Source organism: Brucella tritici, assembly GCF_902825325.1.
Taxonomy (GTDB): Bacteria; Pseudomonadota; Alphaproteobacteria; order Rhizobiales; family Rhizobiaceae; genus Brucella.
This window is the reverse complement of the sequence record NZ_CADEAR010000008.1, coordinates 64897-82621: the sequence shown is the minus strand read 5'-3', so window position 1 is coordinate 82621 and position 17725 is coordinate 64897. Positions and strand designations below refer to the sequence as shown.

The following is a 17725-nucleotide window of genomic DNA, read 5'->3' as shown; positions in this document are numbered from 1 at the left end:
CAGTGTCAGGCGGGAACCTTGCCTGACGATTGGCGGATGATGAGCTTGTAGTCGATCCGTCGGGAAGCCGATGCATGACCGGTTTCGATCTGGTTGAGAAGCATGTCCGCCGCATCGCGGGTCATCTCGAAAATCGGCTGGCACACGGTGGTGATCTGCGGCGAAACCATGCTGGCAATCGCGCTGTCATCGAAGCCGACTACCGTTAGCTGGTCAGGTATCGCAATGTTACGATCATAGGCGATCTGCATGACGGCTGCGGCCATATCGTCGTTTGAGGCAAACACGGCAGTCGGCGGCTCTTCGAGCGATAGCAGCTTCTTTCCGGCAGTGAGACCGCTCGAAAAACTGAATCCGCCTTGCACCTCATAATCAGGATTGCTTTCGATTCCCGCCTTTTCCAATGCGCGGCGATAGCCTGCGAGGCGCAGCTCTGCCGAACGATGGGTTGGATCGCCAATGACGATCGCAATCCGGCGATGACCGAGTTTCAGAAGATACTCCATCAGATCGACGGCAGCCGCCTCGTCATCGATTGTAACGCTGTCGGTCGGGTGCACATTAACGTCGCCTGCGACACGGGCAAATGGCATTGCCGAAGCTGTCAGTTCGGCCAGAATTTCCGGATCGTCCGACATGGGCGGCGTCACGATGATGCCATCGAGACCGGAAGCATGCGCCGTTTCAATCAGCGCGCCGCGGATATCTTCACGATTTTCGACAGGGAAAATCAGCAACCGGTATCGCGTGTCGCGCAGCCGTTCCAGCGCGCCCATCTGCAGTTCGGTGACATAGCTGGCGCTTGGGTTCTCGAAGAAAAGACCAATCAGGTGAGAACGCCGCTCAACAAGATTGCGGGCTGCAGCATTGGGACGGTAACGCAGCTCGCTCCCCGCCTGCCTGACTTTTTCGCGAATGGCTTCGCGCACATTCGGTTCGTCATTATAGACGCGTGAAACTGTCTTGATTGACACACCGGCAAGGCGTGCCACATCATGAATGGTTGCTCGTTTTCCTGCAGCGGCCATGTTGGATCGTCTCCCTCCCTCTCCGTCCTAACTAGCCGCTTTGCCGGGAAACGAAAAGAGAAATCAGGGAACCGAACAGACGCGCGAGCGCGTCAGAAACCGAACCTCGCGCCCATTGTCGAGCGAGAACATGCCGCCGCGCCCCGGCACGACATCGATGATGAGTTCGGTATGTTTCCATGCCTCATATTGTGGGCCGCTAATATAGACCGGCGCGCCACCGATTTCACCCAGTTTTACGTCCGTGTCACCGACAATGAATTCGCCTTGGGGATAGCACATCGGTGATGACCCGTCGCAGCAACCGCCGGACTGGTGAAACATGATCGGCCCATATTCGGCCTGCAGTTCACGGATGAGATCAAGCGCTGCCGCCGTGGCGCTAACCTGACCCTTGCCGTCGCCGGAAGCTACCTCAACCATATCCTCCTCCATGATACGAAAGGGCGGAAATTCACCGCCCTCTCTTATATTAGCCCAACCGGCCTATTGAGTCAGGTCCATGACCACGCGACCTTCGATATTGCCTTGGCGCATATCATCGAAGATGGAATTGATATCTTCGAGCTTCTCTGTGCGGATGGTGGCCTTGACCTTGCCGTCGGCTGCAAAATCCAGCGACTCCTGCAAATCGAGCCGCGTACCGACGATTGAGCCGCGCACGGTAACGCCGTTCAGCACCATGTTGAATATTGAGAGCGGGAAATCGCCGGGCGGCAGACCATTCAGCGATACAGTGCCGCCCCGCGATACCATGCCCAGGGCCTGTTCGAAGGCAATCGGCGAAACCGCCGTAACCAGCACGCCCTGCGCGCCGCCATCGGTTTCTTTTTTGATATAGGCCGCAGGATCGTTATGCGTCTTGGCATTGACGGTTACCGTCGCACCAAGCTTGCGGGCCAGATCGAGCTTTCTGTCATCGATGTCGACAGCGGCAACGTTAAGCCCCATTGCCTTGGCATATTGCACCGCCATATGACCAAGACCACCAACACCGGAGATCACAACCCAGTCTCCGGGCTTGGTGTCGGTTACCTTGAGGCCCTTGTAAACCGTCACGCCAGCACAGAGAACCGGCGCGATTTCGTTGAAATCAATGTTCTTCGGCAAATGTCCGACAAAATTCGGGTCGGCCACGACATATTCGGCAAAACCACCATTGACCGAATAGCCTGTATTAAGCTGTTCCTCGCAGAGCGTTTCCCATCCGCCCAGACAATGACGGCAGTGTCCGCATGCAGTGTAAAGCCATGGAACGCCGACGCGGTCGCCTTCCTTCACATGTTTGACACCACGCCCCACAGCCGAAACATAACCGACGCCTTCATGCCCCGGAATGAATGGCGGATTGGGCTTCACAGGCCAGTCGCCTTCGGCTGCATGCAGATCGGTATGGCAAACGCCTGACGCATGGATGGCAACCTGTATCTGCCCCGGACCGGGCTCAGGAACTGGCACTTCATCGATCGTCAGCGGCTTTCCGAATGCCCGCACCACGGCGGCTTTCATTGTCTTTGCCATGAAGTTTCTCCTTCGTTGTCGAACTGAGCAGGCTTCCTGGGGGAGGGAAGAAATGAATGTCGAAAACTGAATGCTTTACGGAGGCATTAGAGCGCGTTTCGATCTGATTGAATCAGATTGGCGCTCTAACTGTTTGTTTTGACGCGCATCTCGTCCGAGAACCGTTTCACACTTTTCGGGATGCGCTCCAGAAAAAGGTCGCCCGGGCGTTTCCGCCCAGGCCCCCTTGGGAGGGTATTGGAAACCGTTATGCTCGACGCGATACTGACATGAAGAACGGCTCCGCCCCTTGATTGAGCGCAATACGAAGATTTTTCTCCGTATTGCGGTTGCGGGTTCAACTTTGGTTAGAAGAAACCCAGTTTCTTCGGGCTATAGCTCACCAGCATATTCTTGGTGTTCTGATAGTGGTCCAGCATTTTCAGATGGTTTTCGCGACCGATACCCGATTGCTTGTAACCGCCGAATGCAGCATGGGCCGGATAGGCGTGGTAGCAATTGGTCCACACACGACCGGCCTGAATGGCGCGACCGAAGCGATAGGCGCGTGTCCCGTCGCGGGTCCAGATACCGGCACCGAGACCGTAAAGCGTATCGTTGGCAATCGATAGCGCCTCGGCATCGTCCTTGAAGGTAGCAACGGACACGACGGGTCCGAAGATTTCCTCCTGGAAAACACGCATCTTGTTGGTGCCCTTGAATACGGTCGGCTTGACGTAGTAACCGCCAGCCAGATCGCCTGGCAGAATATTGCGCTCGCCACCTGCCAGCACTTCAGCACCTTCCTGACGGCCGATGTCGAGATAGCTCAGGATCTTCTCGAGCTGTTCGCTGGAGGCCTGCGCGCCGATCATCGTGGCAGGATCAAGTGGATCGCCCTGCACAATCGCATCCACGCGCTTCAGCGCCTTTTCCATGAACTTGTCGTAGATCGATTCATGGATGAGTGCGCGGCTCGGACAGGTGCAGACTTCGCCCTGGTTGAGAGCGAACATGACAAAGCCTTCGATGGCCTTGTCGAGGAAGTCGTCATCTTCCGCAGCAACATCCTTGAAGAAGATATTCGGCGACTTGCCTCCGAGTTCCAGCGTAACCGGAATGAGGTTCTGACTGGCATATTGCATGATCAGTCTACCCGTCGTCGTTTCGCCGGTGAAGGCGATTTTCGCGATGCGCGGGCTGGATGCAAGTGGTTTGCCCGCCTCAAGGCCAAACCCGTTGACGACATTGATCACACCGGGCGGAAGAAGATCACCGATCAGTTCCATAAGCACGAGGATCGATGCCGGTGTCTGTTCAGCCGGTTTCAGAACCACGCAGTTGCCCGCCGCAAGGGCCGGAGCAAGCTTCCATGTCGCCATCAGCAGTGGAAAGTTCCACGGGATGATCTGGCCGACAACGCCGAGCGGTTCATGGAAGTGATAAGCGACCGTGTCGTGGTCGATTTCGGAAATGCCACCTTCCTGGGCGCGGATGACGCCTGCAAAATAGCGGAAATGGTCGATGGCCAGGGGAAGATCGGCAGCGGTGGTTTCGCGGATTGGCTTGCCGTTGTCCCAGGTTTCCGCAGCAGCGAGCGCAGGCAGATTTTCCTCAATCCGGTCTGCAATGCGATTGAGGATGAGCGCGCGTTCCGCCGCACTCGTCTTGCCCCAGGCATCCTTGGCGGCATGCGCTGCATCGAGAGCCGCTTCAACATCTGCGGCGTCCGAACGGGCTACTTCGCAAAGCACCTGACCGTTAACTGGCGAAGTGTTTTCGAAATAGCGGCCCGATTTAGGCTCGACCCATTTGCCCCCGATGAAATTTCCGTAGCGTTTTGCGAAAGCCGGCTTCACGGTCCGGCTGAATTCAACCTTGTTCATGACATTCCTCCCAAAACCACGCTGCTCCTACAGCGTTTCATGCGTGAGGATCGCGCGGCAGTGCGAAAGAGTCATCCCGCGCATTCAAGCTCGCAAGGTTATGTGTCGCAATATTGAGACAGTTGCGCCCGCTTATTGCTGATTAGTGCGGACGAATGATCTTCAGGCGATTGAGCTTGCGGTGAAGCGTGGCGCGACTGATGCCCAAAAGCCCGGCAGCGGCTGAAATATTCCCTTCTGCACGCGCAAGAGCGCGCAAAATAACACTCCGCTCCGACTCCGCCATATCTTCACGTGGATCGGCATGCCAGCCGAGAAGATCGGCTGCGGGCAACGGAACCGCAAGAGCGGCATCGTCAAGCCCCATTGCCAGACGCGCCGCACGCGTTGCGCCGATGACCAGGTCATCCTTGTCGACCGCGATCAGTGCGCCGCCGGTTCTGTCGGGGCTTGGCGCCAGCATGATACGAGCCTCGGGAAAAGCCTGACGGAAATTTTCAGCCTCGATGCGCCGGGCAGCATCGATTACAGCGACAGATATGAGCTGCGCAAAAGCCTCTGTCAGATCGGCGCGGCATGACGAAACATCAAGCGCTGCCATCAGGCGCCCCTGATGATCGTGGATCGGGGCGACCGTACAGGAAAGCCCGATATTACGCGTGTGAAAATGCTGGTCGCGATGAATTGTCAGCGGACGCTGTTCGACAATGCAGGTGCCGATCCCATTCGTACCTTCGCTCTGTTCGCTCCAGACCGCACCGGTCCAAAGCCCCCAGCGATAGAAGGTATCGTCATCGCCCGGTGCGCCACGACGTTCGACCGGCACACCCTCGCTATCGGCCAGAAGCACACAACAACCGACCCCGCCAACGGCCAGATAAAGGCGGTCCATACTGGCTTGCGCTATGCTGACAAGGCGTTCGATACGTTGATGAGCGGTCCTGAACTCACCGTCGGAAAGGGTGCGCACAGACCCCAGTTCGGCAGGATCAAGCCCATGCAGTTCCGCCGAGCGCCGCCATGAGGCGACCAGAGCCGATCTGGCAGCGCCACCGGCTGTCATGATTGCGGACTGAATCCGATCAGCATGCGTTAGGTCTTGCGGTGTGCCCATCTTTTCCTCCCAGGAAGGCTGGAACCCGCTGTATGGGAGAATAATGACTGCTCAAAACACAACTGGCAAGTGCGGCTAAAGATTGAGAGAGCTTAGGCGACGCGTGCTGGCTTCAGATATTCCTCAAGCGAGGAAACATCCGCCGCATTAAGCCGAAGACCAAGTTTCGTACGCCGCCACAAAATATCCTCGGCGCTCACTGCCCATTCATTAGCGAGCAGATACCGCACTTCGGCTTCATAAAGATCGGCACCAAAATGCTGTCCGAGGTCGGCAAGTGAAACGGCTTCTCCAAGCAGAACATGAATACGCGTTCCATATTGTCGGAACAGACGCCGCGCATGAGCAGGTGTCAGGAAAGAATATGCGGCAGCCACCTTTTGCAGCTCACGTTCGAACTCGACATCCACGAAATCACCGCCGGGCAAGGGTGCAGCATGGGTCCACGGCGTCCCCTTTCTGCCTAACCGATGCTCGATCTTCTCCAGCATATGTTCGGCAAGCCGCCGCGCCGTAGTCAGCTTGCCGCCAAAGACGTTAATCAGAGGAACAAGCCCATCCGGCGCATCTTCTTTCAGCACATAATCGCGGGTCGCTTCCTGTGCCTTGCTTGCGCCGTCATCATAAAGCGGGCGCACACCGGAATAGGTCCAGACAATATCCGAGCGATTGACCGGCTCCTTGAAATATTCGCTGGCTGCCGCGCAAAGATAGTCGGTCTCGCCATCGGTGATCGCGACCTTGGCCGGGTCACCCTGATAATCCTGATCGGTCGTGCCGATCAGTGTAAAGTCGTCCTCATAGGGAATGGCAAAGATGATGCGCCCATCATTGTTCTGGAAGAAATAGGATCGGGGATCGGAGAACTTCTTGCGCACCACAATATGGCTGCCCTGAACAAGTCGGACATTGTGAAGCTGTCGATCTCCTTCGACACCTTGCAGGACCTTGTCGGCCCACGGGCCGGCAGCATTGACCAGCAGGCGAGCCCTAACTTCCTCGCGCTCATGTGTACCGGTATCTTCCAGCGTAATGGTCCAGTATTCCCTGTCACGGCGCGCCGCCACGACTTTTGTGCGGGTTCGGATCATCGCACCGCGATCTGCTGCATCCCTAGCGGTCAAAGCGACGAAACGTGCGTCATCGACCCAGCAATCGGAATATTCGAACGCCTTTGTAAAAAGCGGCTTCAGGGGCTGCGCTGCCGGGTCGGAGCGCATATCGAGTGTACGCGTTGCAGGAAGCTTTTTACGCCCGCCCAAATGGTCATAGAGAAACAATCCGAGCCTCAACAACCATGCTGGGCGCATTCCGCCCTTATGATAAGGCAGCACAAACCGCATCGGGTGAATGATGTGCGGTGCGTTGGCCCACAACACCTCGCGCTCCATCAGCGCCTCTCGCACCAGACGAAATTCGTAGTGCTCCAGATAGCGCAAGCCCCCATGAATAAGCTTGGTTGCTCGCGACGAGGTGCCGCTTGCCAGATCGTTCATTTCGGCAAGGCCAACTGAAAATCCCCGGCCAACCGCATCACGCGCGATACCGCAGCCGTTAATGCCGCCGCCGATTACAAAAATATCGAATAGTTTCTCTTGCGCCATGGCGAACCCCGAAGACCAGTCTCCGAAAACCAAAGCGAATATAATTCATTTAATACGAAAGCAAACCGAAAATGAAACGAACCTACGTTCGTTTTTCGTCCGTCTCGCTCTCTCCAAGGGTTTCGATCAGTTCGACCTCGTTTTCACGGCACAATTCCCGCAACTGGTTCGACGGGCAGTGATCCGTAATGAACGTATCGATCTGCGATATGTGTCCGATACGCACCGGCGCGGTCCGTTCCAGTTTTGTGGAATCGGTGACGAGAATAACGTTCCGGGCATTGGCGATAATGGCTTGCGCCACTTTCACTTCGCGGAAATCGAAATCCAGGAGAGCTCCGTCTTCATCCATGGCAGAAGCGCCGATAATCGCATAGTCGACCTTGAACTGCCGGATGAAATCAACGGCTGCTTCGCCGACGATCCCCCCGTCGGACGGACGAACGACACCGCCTGCAACAACCACCTCTATCGAGGGATGAACGCGCAACGTATTGGCAACATTGATGTTATTGGTGATAACCATCAGATTGTTATGGTCAACCAGTGCCTGGCTGACGGCTTCAGTCGTGGTGCCGATATTGATGAACAGGGAGGCGCCGTCCGGAATGATTTCTGCAGCAGCGCGTCCGATCGATTCCTTTTCGTGCGCGGCGATGCGGCGGCGCGCTTCATATTCCATGTTCTCCACGCCGGACGGATAGAGCGCGCCTCCATGGATACGACGCAGCATCCGGGCGCGGCAAAGATCGTTCAAATCCTTGCGTACCGTCTGCGGCGTCACTTCAAAAGCCGCAGCAAGATCATCCACCAGAACCTGCCCTTGCTTGCGAGCGAGCTCAAGAATTGCATTGTGACGGGGGGTGAGCTGCATTTTTATCCCGGAGCTGGCATTATTCTGATTGCGTTCGGGTAATTTCGCGGTTTTTCAATAGAAAGCAACCATTTCAGTTCGAATAGCTTCGAATAGCATTCGCTTTTCAGCAATTTTCGACTTTTATCGCCGCCACTCGGCACCACCAAAAGGAGACTATAAATCCAAATAAAACCTTCGTTTAATTTTCTAACCAAAGACGTATTTCACCGATCAATTTCCAAATCTCAATCATCACTTTGGGCATATTGCTCTGATCGTCATAAACCTATTCGTTAAATGTGGATCGAATATCTATATTCATAAGATTCCAAACTGGCGTATTCTTGTAATCATCTCTTGAACACAAAAGACTGAAGTAAAACGAGAGATTTGAGGCATGAAAGAATGGGTTTGGCGCGTTCATCCCTGCTCAATGCGAACATAAAACAAGATAATCGGGCTGCTTGATTCAGGCATTATAATGCGGGGAAATGAGTAGCGTTATTGCGTAGCAGGCCAAGTGTGAAATTGGGGTTCAGAAGGCAACGAACATCGCTAGCATGACTAAATGCAAGCCCAATAAAAAGAATACTCTCTCATATTCGAAAGAGGCGGACTACTTGTTCGCCCTTTTTTCGTGCAAACGGCATTGAATTGGAGCGTTTTTCGATCTGATTGGATCAGATCGGCGCTCTAATCATTTGTCTTTACGCTCATCCTTCCGAAAACCGTTTCACACTTTTCGGGATGCGCTTTTAAACGAAACCCGGAGAGTTCAATCGAGATCGAACTTCTCACCATACATGCGATGCAGCTTGCAAGCGACTTCCGTGCGGTTCGCAGCACCGATCTTCTTCATGATATTATGGACGTGTGCCTTGACCGTGCCTTCGCTCATACCGAGCTCGAAAGCGATGATCTTGTTCGATTTACCAATCCGGATGGCATGGACGACTTCGATCTCGCGCGCTGTGAGCAACTCACCCAGAACATCGTCGTCAATGTCAGTCGGTGCCGTCTGGAAAACCATGGAAGCAGGCACATACATGCCGCCGGCCGTGGCAAGATGGATGGCCTCTACGCAAACCTTGATGTCAACCGAAGTGGGAATATAGCCGCGAGCGCCGATTTCCATAGCACGCACAACCTGTGCCCATTCTTCGCGCTCGGCAAGGAAAACGACCGGCACCGGACGCCAGAGCTCGATCACAGCCTGCAACTTTTCCGAGAAGAACGGATCGGCGAGGCGCTTCGAACCTATATTGATAAGAACAACAGCAATATCGTCTGTCGGATCTGCGATCTCGATCGCCGCTTGTGTCTCCACGGGAAGCTTGAGGCCATTCAGCACAAGCCCGTTATAAAGGCACTGCCGTTCAAGATTGCTCTTGCACACGAGCAACATGCGCCGTCCGCGCGCTGCTTCAATGCTGGCGGCGTTGCCCCTATCGCCCATATTCTCCGAAGCAGCCCAAAGGCTATCCCCTCTTGTCTCCAACATGTGATACTCCCGGCGCTACTCAAGTTGCTCTATGTTTATGCATCCAACTATTACTTTCGTCAGAGACGAACAATTTCCTGCGCTTGCCTGGATAGACCTGTAACCTTGACTGGGGTAAATATTGCTATCGGGAAATAATCGTGTCATTAACTTATGTTAGCAATGCAGAAAATTTATGACCGTCCATAAGAACGACTTGGAGAGCGGTAGGATATAGCCTCTATATCTTTCGTTTAGATGGTTTTCGAGTTTACTGAATTTACCAACGCCGAAGAGGCAGTTAGGTGTTTCAAAACTCACGGATACTCAGACTTTTGATGGAAACGCCGACTGCTATTTACACGGTTGTCCGACCGCCATGTGATTAGGCGGAACTCTGAGGCGCTTATCGATTTGATTGAATCGAGTAGGTGCCCTAGTTGTGACTTTCAGGTGCAACTTTTCCGAAAGGCTGTCTTACAAATTTCGGGATACGCTCTAGTGGGTTAGAAATGCATAGTGGCAGGCAGACCACAGACCCATCAATTGAAGCGCTTATTGGTTTATTGGAGGCACCTCCAATTCTTGCCAAGCTGGAAGCGCGGGAAACAGACGCGCTTTCATCTCTCACCATTATTGAAAACGACTTTACCGCCGATGCCATCATCATCGAGCAGGGTGCGCGCGTCAGAAGCATCCATCTCGTACGCTCCGGTTGGGGTTGCGTATATCGCGATCTGTCGAGCGGCGAACGACAAATCATCGATTTTCCCATGCGGAGCGATTTTCTCGGACTCAGAACTGCCGATGGCTATAGCTACAACACAATCGCGGCGATCACGCCCATGTCGATTTTCGAAATCCCGCTTGCCTCGCTTGAAACTTCTATTGAGCGCGCACCGCGCCTCAGTCTGATCCTTATCGAGCTTCTTGCGCGTCAGCGCTCGATGTTGATCGAACATCTTACCAATATCGGATGCCGCGCAGCATTTGTCCGAACTGCCCACCTGTTTCTGGAGCTTTCCGATCGGGTGCAATCGTGCGGGATGGGCGATCCGGACTCTTTCTATTGCCCTTTGACGCAATATCAACTCGCCGATGCTCTGGGACTGACGCCCATCCATCTCAATCGAATGCTGCGTGATCTACGCGAAGAGGGCCTAATCCTGTTCCGTTCGAACCGTGTGGAAATACTGGATCGCAAACGCGTGGTCGCCCTTGCCCAATATGATGGAGAGTTCATGCGCCTGTCGGTTTTCGGGAAAGCGGAATAACAACCGATGTGAATTCTATTCTCTGGCGCTATTGTGTGGAATCCGAAATTCGCATCACTTAGGAGCAGTGCCGTGAACGAATTTCGGATTCAAAGCCACACTAGTAACACATTGAATCCAGTGTGGTTTACGGATTTTAAGTTCCTCAATGCGGATGTCTCGCAAATGACAGGAACTTCAAATCCACCACACTAGCCGCAGAGATGAAGGCCCTGATCCGGGCCTTCATATTTGTCAGCCTGCATTTCCTGCTACCAGTGATTGCCAATCAATCGCTTGATCCGAAGCCTCCGGCTTTATCGAAACCACGACCCCGGTTTTGATCCGTCGCCGCATGACGACGTCGCTTTCATCCGATGTCATCCGAATTGTGCCTCCGTCACTGAGCACCTGAAGGCGCGTGCGAGAGATTTTAAGCTCGGTTGCCAACAGACGATCCAGGCGCATATTGACCGGAAGGGCAACTTGCAACTCGATCTCGATTGTCTTGAAAAAGGCTGCTTCGTGCACAACACCTTTAGCGACATCGTATTCTGCAAACTCGTCGACGCGCTGCGATTTGCGTCTCAATGCCTGCATATTGAACGCCTCGGCCCAAATCCATTGCGGATCGTTGGAATGAAGAGCCTCCAGTATCCTGGGATCGATCTCCCGGACATTCTGCCGTTCAAAGATCGACCGATTCCATGTCTTGTCGCATGTCAGGCATTTGTAAATCAGCCACGCATCAAGCTTACGGCCGTTGGCATTCAGCCGGACCTTTCCGCTTGATCGAAAAGCGTTCAGCTTGCCGCATCCACTGCACGCAATCCAAGGCTGAGGGGCAATTTTCGGTGTGATCGTCCACCGCACCCGAAGAATATCGCTCATAATATCTCGGTCTTCCATTTTGGAAGCTCACCAAGATGGCGAATGAGGTGCCCGTTCCGGGCGCGGCATGGCGATTTTTCAAGTGATTGAAGAGCAGAGACAGGCAAGCTGTTCCGGCACATTTGACAATGCCAAACCGGTCACTAACCGCCACCCGATGAACAAGTTCACACGCCCGACAGCTCGCTGCTATCAGGTTGCATGGGTGAAACTGGATTGAGACCGGAATTAATTAGGCAAAGTCTACCTCAATGTGCCAATGCTCTTCGGGAAAGCATTTAACACGGCATCAACTTGGATTGTAGCCAATACAGGTGCCTTGAAGGAAGAAATAGTTCGAGTGGTGCAAATGCAACGGCTCATCACAGGCTAGCGGATATTGATGTGAAGAGAAATATCGGGATAAAAGTGCTTTGGCACTTGGAAAATGGTCGGAGTGAGAGGATTCGAACCTCCGACCCCCTCGTCCCGAACGAGGTGCGCTACCAGGCTGCGCTACACTCCGTGACCATGTGGCCTTGACCATTGAGGCGGCTTATAACGCCCCAAATTTCAAGCTGCAAGAGCATCTTGTCGTTTTTTTAAACGCCTGACTTGAAAAGTCGGAAACATCTTTCCGGCAAGCATCAAACCGCAGCAAAAACAGGCTTCGTGCCACCGCCAAAAGCCACGAAATTGGGATTGGCAAAACCCGCAACACCCTCATTGGCGCGCTGGCCATAAGAGAGCGGCACGCCCTCGAAAGTCGTGGTAAGACCACCAGCGGCGCGCAACACGGCGTCGCCTGCTGCAGTATCCCATTCCATCGTCGGGCCGAAACGCGGATAGATATCGGCCTCTCCACTGGCAATCAGGCAAAACTTCAGCGATGACCCGATGGAAACACAGCTGCTGATCCTGTTTTCGTCCAGGAACTTCTCCGTTTCCGGGTTCTTGTGTGACCGACTGCAAACCGCCAGGCGCTCGGCCCCGTGGACGCGCACCGCTATCCCACGCCGCGTTCCGATCGCATGATCTTTGGTCGTCGTTATTTCTTCGGCACCATCGCCGTTTCCAATAAACAAGCGGTTGCGAACTGGTGCATAAACGATGCCGAGAACCGGAGCGCCATCCTCGATCAGACCGATATTCACCGTGAAGTCGCCGTTTCGCAGCAGAAACTCACGGGTGCCGTCCAGAGGATCAACCAATAGGAACCGCCGACCCAGCTGTGAAGGCAAACGTCCTGCCGCCACTTCCTCCTCGGCGACAACCGGAATATCCGGAACAACCGAAGCAAGCGCGGCAAGAATGATGGCTTCCGCGTCACGGTCTGCTTCCGTGACCGGGGAAGAATCCTTCTTGCTCTGAACCGCACAACCATTGGCATAGTGCTTCATGATAACGCGCCCCGCCTCAAGTGCAGCTTCCTGCAGGACGGCCAGTATTGCATCGTCGTTCGGATCGGCTTTCGGGGAGGCTGAAATCTTCATTGCTCAGATTGACCAGGAATCGCTGCCATAACTGCCGATGATACCACGTTCGGCGAGATACTTTTCTACTTCTGCGACGAGTTCGTCAACGTCACGACCCGTCGTGCTCAGGCGTAACTCCGGTGATACCGGTGCTTCATACGGAGAATCGATCCCGGTGAAAGCCTTGATCTCACCGCGCAAGGCCTGCGCATAAAGCCCCTTCGGGTCACGAGCGATGCATTCCTCTATTGGCGTATCCACGAAAATCTCCACAAACTCACCTTCCGGCAAGCGGGCGCGGATACGATCCCGTTCGCTCCGAAATGGCGAGATGAAGGAAACCAGCACCACCAGTCCTGCATCGGTCATCAACCGGGCGACCTCTCCGACACGGCGGATATTCTCTGCCCTATCCTCCTCCGAGAAGCCCAGATCGCTGTTGAGGCCATGACGGACATTATCCCCATCCAGCAGATATGTATGCTTGCCGAGCGCATGGAGACGCTGTTCCAGTCGGTTTGCGATGGTGGATTTGCCGGAGCCGGACAGACCCGTGAACCAAAGCACAGCCGGTTTCTGGAATTTCTGCGCCGCGCGTGTCTGCTTGTCGAGGTCGAAGGACTGCAGATGCACATTCGTCGCCTGACGAAGAGCGCTATCGATCATTCCAGCACCAACAGTCGCGCTGGTAAGACGGTCGATCAATACGAACGCGCCCGTTACACGATTATCGGCGTAAGGATCGAACGCAATCTGATCCACCGTCTGGAGATGGCAAAGTCCGATCTCGTTGAGGTCAAGGCGGGATGCTTCCTGACGGGTGAAGCTATCGACATCGGTTCGGTATACGATCTCGTTGATCGTTACCGGCGTCTGATCGGTCTCCGTACGCAGAATATAAGACCGGCCGGGATGCAACGCCTCCTCGCCAAACCAGACTATATTGGCCGAGAACCGATCAGCAACTTCGGGTCGGGCTTCCGTCCCAACCAGCATGTTGCCGCGAGAAACCTCAATCTCGTCCTCCAGAACCAGTGTGACAGCCTGTCCTTCGGAAGCGCGCGGCAGGTCACCGTCATAGGTGGCGATACGTTTCACGCGGGAGGTCTTGCCTGATTTGGCAACAACCACTGTATCGCCGGTAGTGATCGACCCGGATGCCACGGTGCCGGAGAAACCGCGAAAATCGAGATTGGGCCGGTTCACATATTGCACCGGAAAGCGAAAGGGCTTTGCCGCCGCCTCCGTGTCGATGCGCACGGTTTCCAGATGTTCGAGCAGATGCGGCCCCGCATACCAGTCCATGCGGGGCGATGGCAGGGTGACATTGTCGCCGAAACGCGCCGAAAGCGGGATCGGCTGCACACTAACAAAGCCAAGCTCTTTGGCGAAGCTCATATAGTCCGCGACGATGTGCTCGAAGGCTTCTTGCGAAAAATCGACCAGATCGATCTTGTTTACGGCCAAAACGATGTGACGAATACCGAGCGCCGACGCAATGAAAGAATGGCGCCGTGTCTGGGTCAGCACACCCTGTCGGGCATCGACAAGCACGATAGCAAGATCGGCGGTCGAGGCACCGGTTGCCATGTTGCGCGTATATTGCGCATGACCCGGCGTATCCGCGACAATGAATTTGCGACGTGGTGTCGAAAAGAAGCGATAGGCGACATCGATGGTAATGCCCTGCTCCCGTTCTGCCTCCAGACCGTCAACCAGCAATGCGAAGTCGAAGTCGTCATCCGTGGTGCCGAACTTGCGGCTATCGTTCTTCAACGATGCGAGCTGGTCCTCGAAGATCAGTTTCGTGTCATAGAGCAGGCGCCCGATGAGCGTCGATTTGCCGTCATCCACCGACCCGCAAGTGAGGAAGCGCAACAGGGTCTTACGCTCCTGATCGGCCAGAAAATCGCTAACTGCAGCATTGGCCGCAACAGGCTTGATTATCGCATTCATCAGAAATAGCCCTCGCGCTTCTTTTTTTCCATCGACCCGGCTTCGTCGCGATCGATGGCCCGGCCCTGCCGTTCGGATGTACGGGCAATCAGCATTTCCTCGACAATATCGGAAAGGTCTGCCGCGCTAGATTCAATTGCGCCAGTCAGCGGATAGCAGCCGAGCGTGCGGAATCGCACCAGCCGGTTTTCCACCCGTTCGTCCGGACGCAATTTCATACGGCCATCATCGACCATAATCAGCATGCCGTCACGCTCGACCACCGGGCGATGCGCTGCAAAATAAAGCGGCACGATGGGGATATTCTCCTGCAGGATATATTGCCAGATATCGAGCTCGGTCCAGTTCGACAGCGGAAAGACCCGGATCGATTCCCCTGCGGAAACGCGGGTATTATAGATTTTCCACATTTCCGGACGCTGGTTCTTGGGGTCCCATCCATGCTGTGCGTTACGGAAGGAAAAAATGCGCTCCTTGGCGCGCGATTTCTCCTCGTCGCGACGAGCGCCACCAAAAGCGGCATCGAACTTGTATTTGTCGAGCGCCTGCCGCAAGGCGACCGTCTTCATCACATGGGTGTGGACATTCGATCCATGGCTAAAGGGACCAATATTCTCGCGCACGCCATCCTCATTGATATGCACGAGCAGCTCGAAACCCTTTTCACGTGCCTGAGCATCGCGAAATTCGATCATCTCCCGAAACTTCCATGTCGTATCAACATGCAGGAAAGGAAAAGGCGGTGGAGCGGGATAGAATGCCTTCATCGCCAGATGCAGCATCACCGACGAATCCTTGCCGACCGAGTAAAGCATCACCGGATTGGAGAAGGTTGCTGCAACCTCACGAAAAATATGGATCGCTTCCGCCTCAAGGCGCTGAAGATGCGTCAGGTTCTTGGTCAGGGATGCATGATGCACGACTACTTACTCCCGGCAACCGGATGGGGACTCGATACTGGCGGGAGGGATGGCCCAAGGTCAGGAGATGGCCTTCATCCGGCGCAGATGCGGCAAAAGCCGCGATGCGCGCATTGTCGTGAAATGATGCGAAAAAGTGAAAGAAACCTATCGCGTATTGCGACCGGCTTGCGCGAAAAACTTACCGTATTTGCAAGCAGGGCCGGAACAAACTTGCGCGCGCTGGAAAAAGCTGATTTTTGGCCAAGCCACGGAAAATCATACAATTTTTGTGATATTTAACGGCTTTTCGCTGTGGAGCTGCCCGTTATTCGGACAGCTCCAGAGCAAATTATTACCTGGCAAGGCTCGCCTGAACATCGTTCAGCGTCGCTTCGAGTGCCGACACCATCGTATCGATCTGCTGATCATTGATGATGAGTGGCGGACAGAAGGCAAGCGTGTCGCCCATTGCGCGGGAAATGACGCCTCGCTCCTGGAGAGCCGCATTTGCCTGAGCTCCCAGCGCACCAGCCTGTTCAAGACCTGTCTTGGCCTGCTTGTCGGTGACAAGCTCGACACCGGCAATGAGACCGACACCGCGCACTTCACCGACCAGCGGGTGATCCTGCAACTCACGCAGGCGCTTCTGCATATAGGTACCGCGGTCGCGCGCATTGGCGACCAGATCACGCTCTTCGATGATGGCAAGGTTTTCCAGCGCGACTGCTGCCGCCACCGGATGGCCGGATGCCGTGAAGCCAGTGCCAAGCGTGCCGATCTTGTGGCTTTCTTCGGCAATCGGCGCGTAGACACGCTCATTGATGAGGAAGGCCGAAATCGGCAGATAGGATGACGAAAGCTGCTTCGACATAACGAGAATGTCAGGCTTCATGTCAAAAGTCTGGCTGCCGAACAGATTGCCCGTCCGCCCGAAGCCGCAAATGACTTCATCGGCGACCAGCAGAATATCGTAGCGCTTGAGAACCGCCTGCACCTTTTCCCAATAGGTTTTAGGCGGCACGACCACGCCGCCAGCACCCATCACCGGCTCACCAATGAAAGCTGCAATGGTGTGCGGGCCTTCAGCAAGGATCAACTGTTCCAGCTCATCCGCCAGTCGCGTTGCGAACTGCTCTTCAGTCTCGCCGGCCAGCCCTTCGCGATAGTGATGCGGACAACCCGTATGCAGAATGCGGTCGATCGGCAGATCGAAGGAACGATGGTTGTTGGGCAGACCCGTCAGGCTGGCAGAGGCAATCGTCACGCCATGATAGCCACGCTTGCGTGAGATTATTTTCTTGCGCTCCGGTTCGCCGAGCGCATTGGAGCGATACCAGATCAGCTTGATGACAGTATCGTTGGCCTCGGAACCTGAATTGGTGAAATAAGCCTTGCTCATCGGGACTGGAGCCATCGAAACGAGCTTTTCCGCCAAGTCGATAGCCGGACCGTGCGAACGGTAGGAAAATGTATGATAGAAGGGCAGCTTCTTCATCTGTCTTGCAGCTGCCTCGGCCAGACGCGGCTCCGAAAAGCCCACGCCGACGCTCCAAAGTCCTGACATCGCTTCGATATAGCGCTTGCCCGATACATCTTCGACGTAAATGCCATCGCCACGCTCGATGACAAGCGGGCCTTCCGCTTCGAGGCGGACAGCATCGGTGTAAGAATGGAGATGATAACGGATATCGCGGGCTTCAAGAGAGTTTGGCTGAGCAGTCATTCATTGATCCTCCGGGAAAGATAATGAATTTGTAGCCCGTTTCAGAAAAAGCGCAAACCGGAAAGCCGCTGAAAAATG

At 54.8% G+C, this 17725-nt stretch carries 15 protein-coding genes and 1 tRNA gene; 2 read left to right on the top strand and 14 right to left on the bottom strand.

The annotated features are described in order from the left end of the window. Positions 1 to 5 precede the first annotated feature (5 nt). From HWX93_RS13355 to HWX93_RS13320, 8 genes are all read right to left on the bottom strand, one after another. The gene (locus HWX93_RS13355) at positions 6 to 1028 is read right to left on the bottom strand and encodes a LacI family DNA-binding transcriptional regulator (protein WP_109985923.1); all 1023 of its coding nucleotides are present in this window, start codon (positions 1026 to 1028) and stop codon (positions 6 to 8) included. A 63-nt stretch (positions 1029 to 1091) separates the two neighbouring features. Continuing rightward, complete coding sequence (locus HWX93_RS13350) at positions 1092 to 1451, bottom strand: DUF779 domain-containing protein (RefSeq protein ID WP_109985922.1); 360 nt, start codon at positions 1449 to 1451, stop codon at positions 1092 to 1094. Between the two features lie 63 nt (positions 1452 to 1514). Further along, entirely contained in the window at positions 1515 to 2549 is a 1035-nt protein-coding gene (adhP, locus tag HWX93_RS13345) for an alcohol dehydrogenase AdhP (protein ID WP_109985921.1), read from the bottom strand. A gap of 347 nt (positions 2550 to 2896) precedes the next feature. After that, a complete protein-coding gene (gene adh, locus HWX93_RS13340) occupies positions 2897 to 4414 on the bottom strand; it encodes an aldehyde dehydrogenase (RefSeq protein ID WP_061344875.1) in 1518 nt (505 codons plus the stop codon). 142 nt (positions 4415 to 4556) lie between these two features. Continuing rightward, the gene (locus tag HWX93_RS13335; protein WP_109985920.1) at positions 4557 to 5528 is read right to left on the bottom strand and encodes a GAF domain-containing protein; all 972 of its coding nucleotides are present in this window, start codon (positions 5526 to 5528) and stop codon (positions 4557 to 4559) included. Positions 5529 to 5620: 92 nt separating this feature from the next. After that, positions 5621 to 7132, bottom strand: coding sequence for a glycerol-3-phosphate dehydrogenase (gene glpD, locus HWX93_RS13330; RefSeq protein ID WP_176037609.1), 1512 nt, complete (start codon positions 7130 to 7132; stop codon positions 5621 to 5623). Positions 7133 to 7214: 82 nt separating this feature from the next. After that, positions 7215 to 8006: a DeoR/GlpR family DNA-binding transcription regulator gene (locus HWX93_RS13325; protein ID WP_109985918.1), complete on the bottom strand. Its 792-nt coding sequence runs from the start codon at positions 8004 to 8006 to the stop codon at positions 7215 to 7217. Between the two features lie 757 nt (positions 8007 to 8763). Continuing rightward, positions 8764 to 9489, bottom strand: a complete 726-nt coding sequence (locus tag HWX93_RS13320; protein ID WP_109985917.1) for a response regulator transcription factor — start codon at positions 9487 to 9489, stop codon at positions 8764 to 8766. Between the two features lie 491 nt (positions 9490 to 9980). Between HWX93_RS13320 and HWX93_RS13315 the strand changes: the two genes are divergently transcribed. Further along, positions 9981 to 10742 carry a Crp/Fnr family transcriptional regulator gene (locus HWX93_RS13315; RefSeq protein WP_109985916.1) on the top strand — a complete coding sequence of 254 codons (762 nt, stop codon included), beginning with the start codon at positions 9981 to 9983 and terminating at the stop codon, positions 10740 to 10742. 234 nt (positions 10743 to 10976) lie between these two features. Here the strand turns inward: HWX93_RS13315 and HWX93_RS13310 are convergent, their stop codons facing one another. Next, entirely contained in the window at positions 10977 to 11612 is a 636-nt protein-coding gene (locus HWX93_RS13310; RefSeq protein WP_109985915.1) for a DUF1062 domain-containing protein, read from the bottom strand. A 67-nt stretch (positions 11613 to 11679) separates the two neighbouring features. Here HWX93_RS13310 and HWX93_RS13305 point away from each other — a divergent pair, with 67 nt between their 5' ends. Then, positions 11680 to 11832 (top strand): hypothetical protein, encoded by a 153-nt coding sequence (locus HWX93_RS13305; RefSeq protein ID WP_176037608.1) that lies wholly within the window; start codon positions 11680 to 11682, stop codon positions 11830 to 11832. 208 nt (positions 11833 to 12040) lie between these two features. Here the strand turns inward: HWX93_RS13305 and HWX93_RS13300 are convergent. The 5 genes from HWX93_RS13300 to HWX93_RS13280 form a co-directional block, all read right to left on the bottom strand. Continuing rightward, positions 12041 to 12117, bottom strand: a tRNA-Pro gene (locus tag HWX93_RS13300). Positions 12118 to 12238: 121 nt separating this feature from the next. Continuing rightward, entirely contained in the window at positions 12239 to 13084 is an 846-nt protein-coding gene (cysQ, locus tag HWX93_RS13295) for a 3'(2'),5'-bisphosphate nucleotidase CysQ (protein ID WP_176037607.1), read from the bottom strand. Between the two features lie 3 nt (positions 13085 to 13087). Then, entirely contained in the window at positions 13088 to 15022 is a 1935-nt protein-coding gene (gene cysN / locus HWX93_RS13290; RefSeq protein WP_176037606.1) for a sulfate adenylyltransferase subunit CysN, read from the bottom strand. Continuing rightward, positions 15022 to 15942: a sulfate adenylyltransferase subunit CysD gene (gene cysD / locus HWX93_RS13285; RefSeq protein ID WP_176037605.1), complete on the bottom strand. Its 921-nt coding sequence runs from the start codon at positions 15940 to 15942 to the stop codon at positions 15022 to 15024. Before cysD ends, cysN begins: the two co-directional genes overlap by 1 nt. A gap of 334 nt (positions 15943 to 16276) precedes the next feature. Next, a complete protein-coding gene (locus HWX93_RS13280; RefSeq protein WP_176037604.1) occupies positions 16277 to 17647 on the bottom strand; it encodes an aspartate aminotransferase family protein in 1371 nt (456 codons plus the stop codon). Between the last annotated feature and the right edge of the window lie 78 nt (positions 17648 to 17725).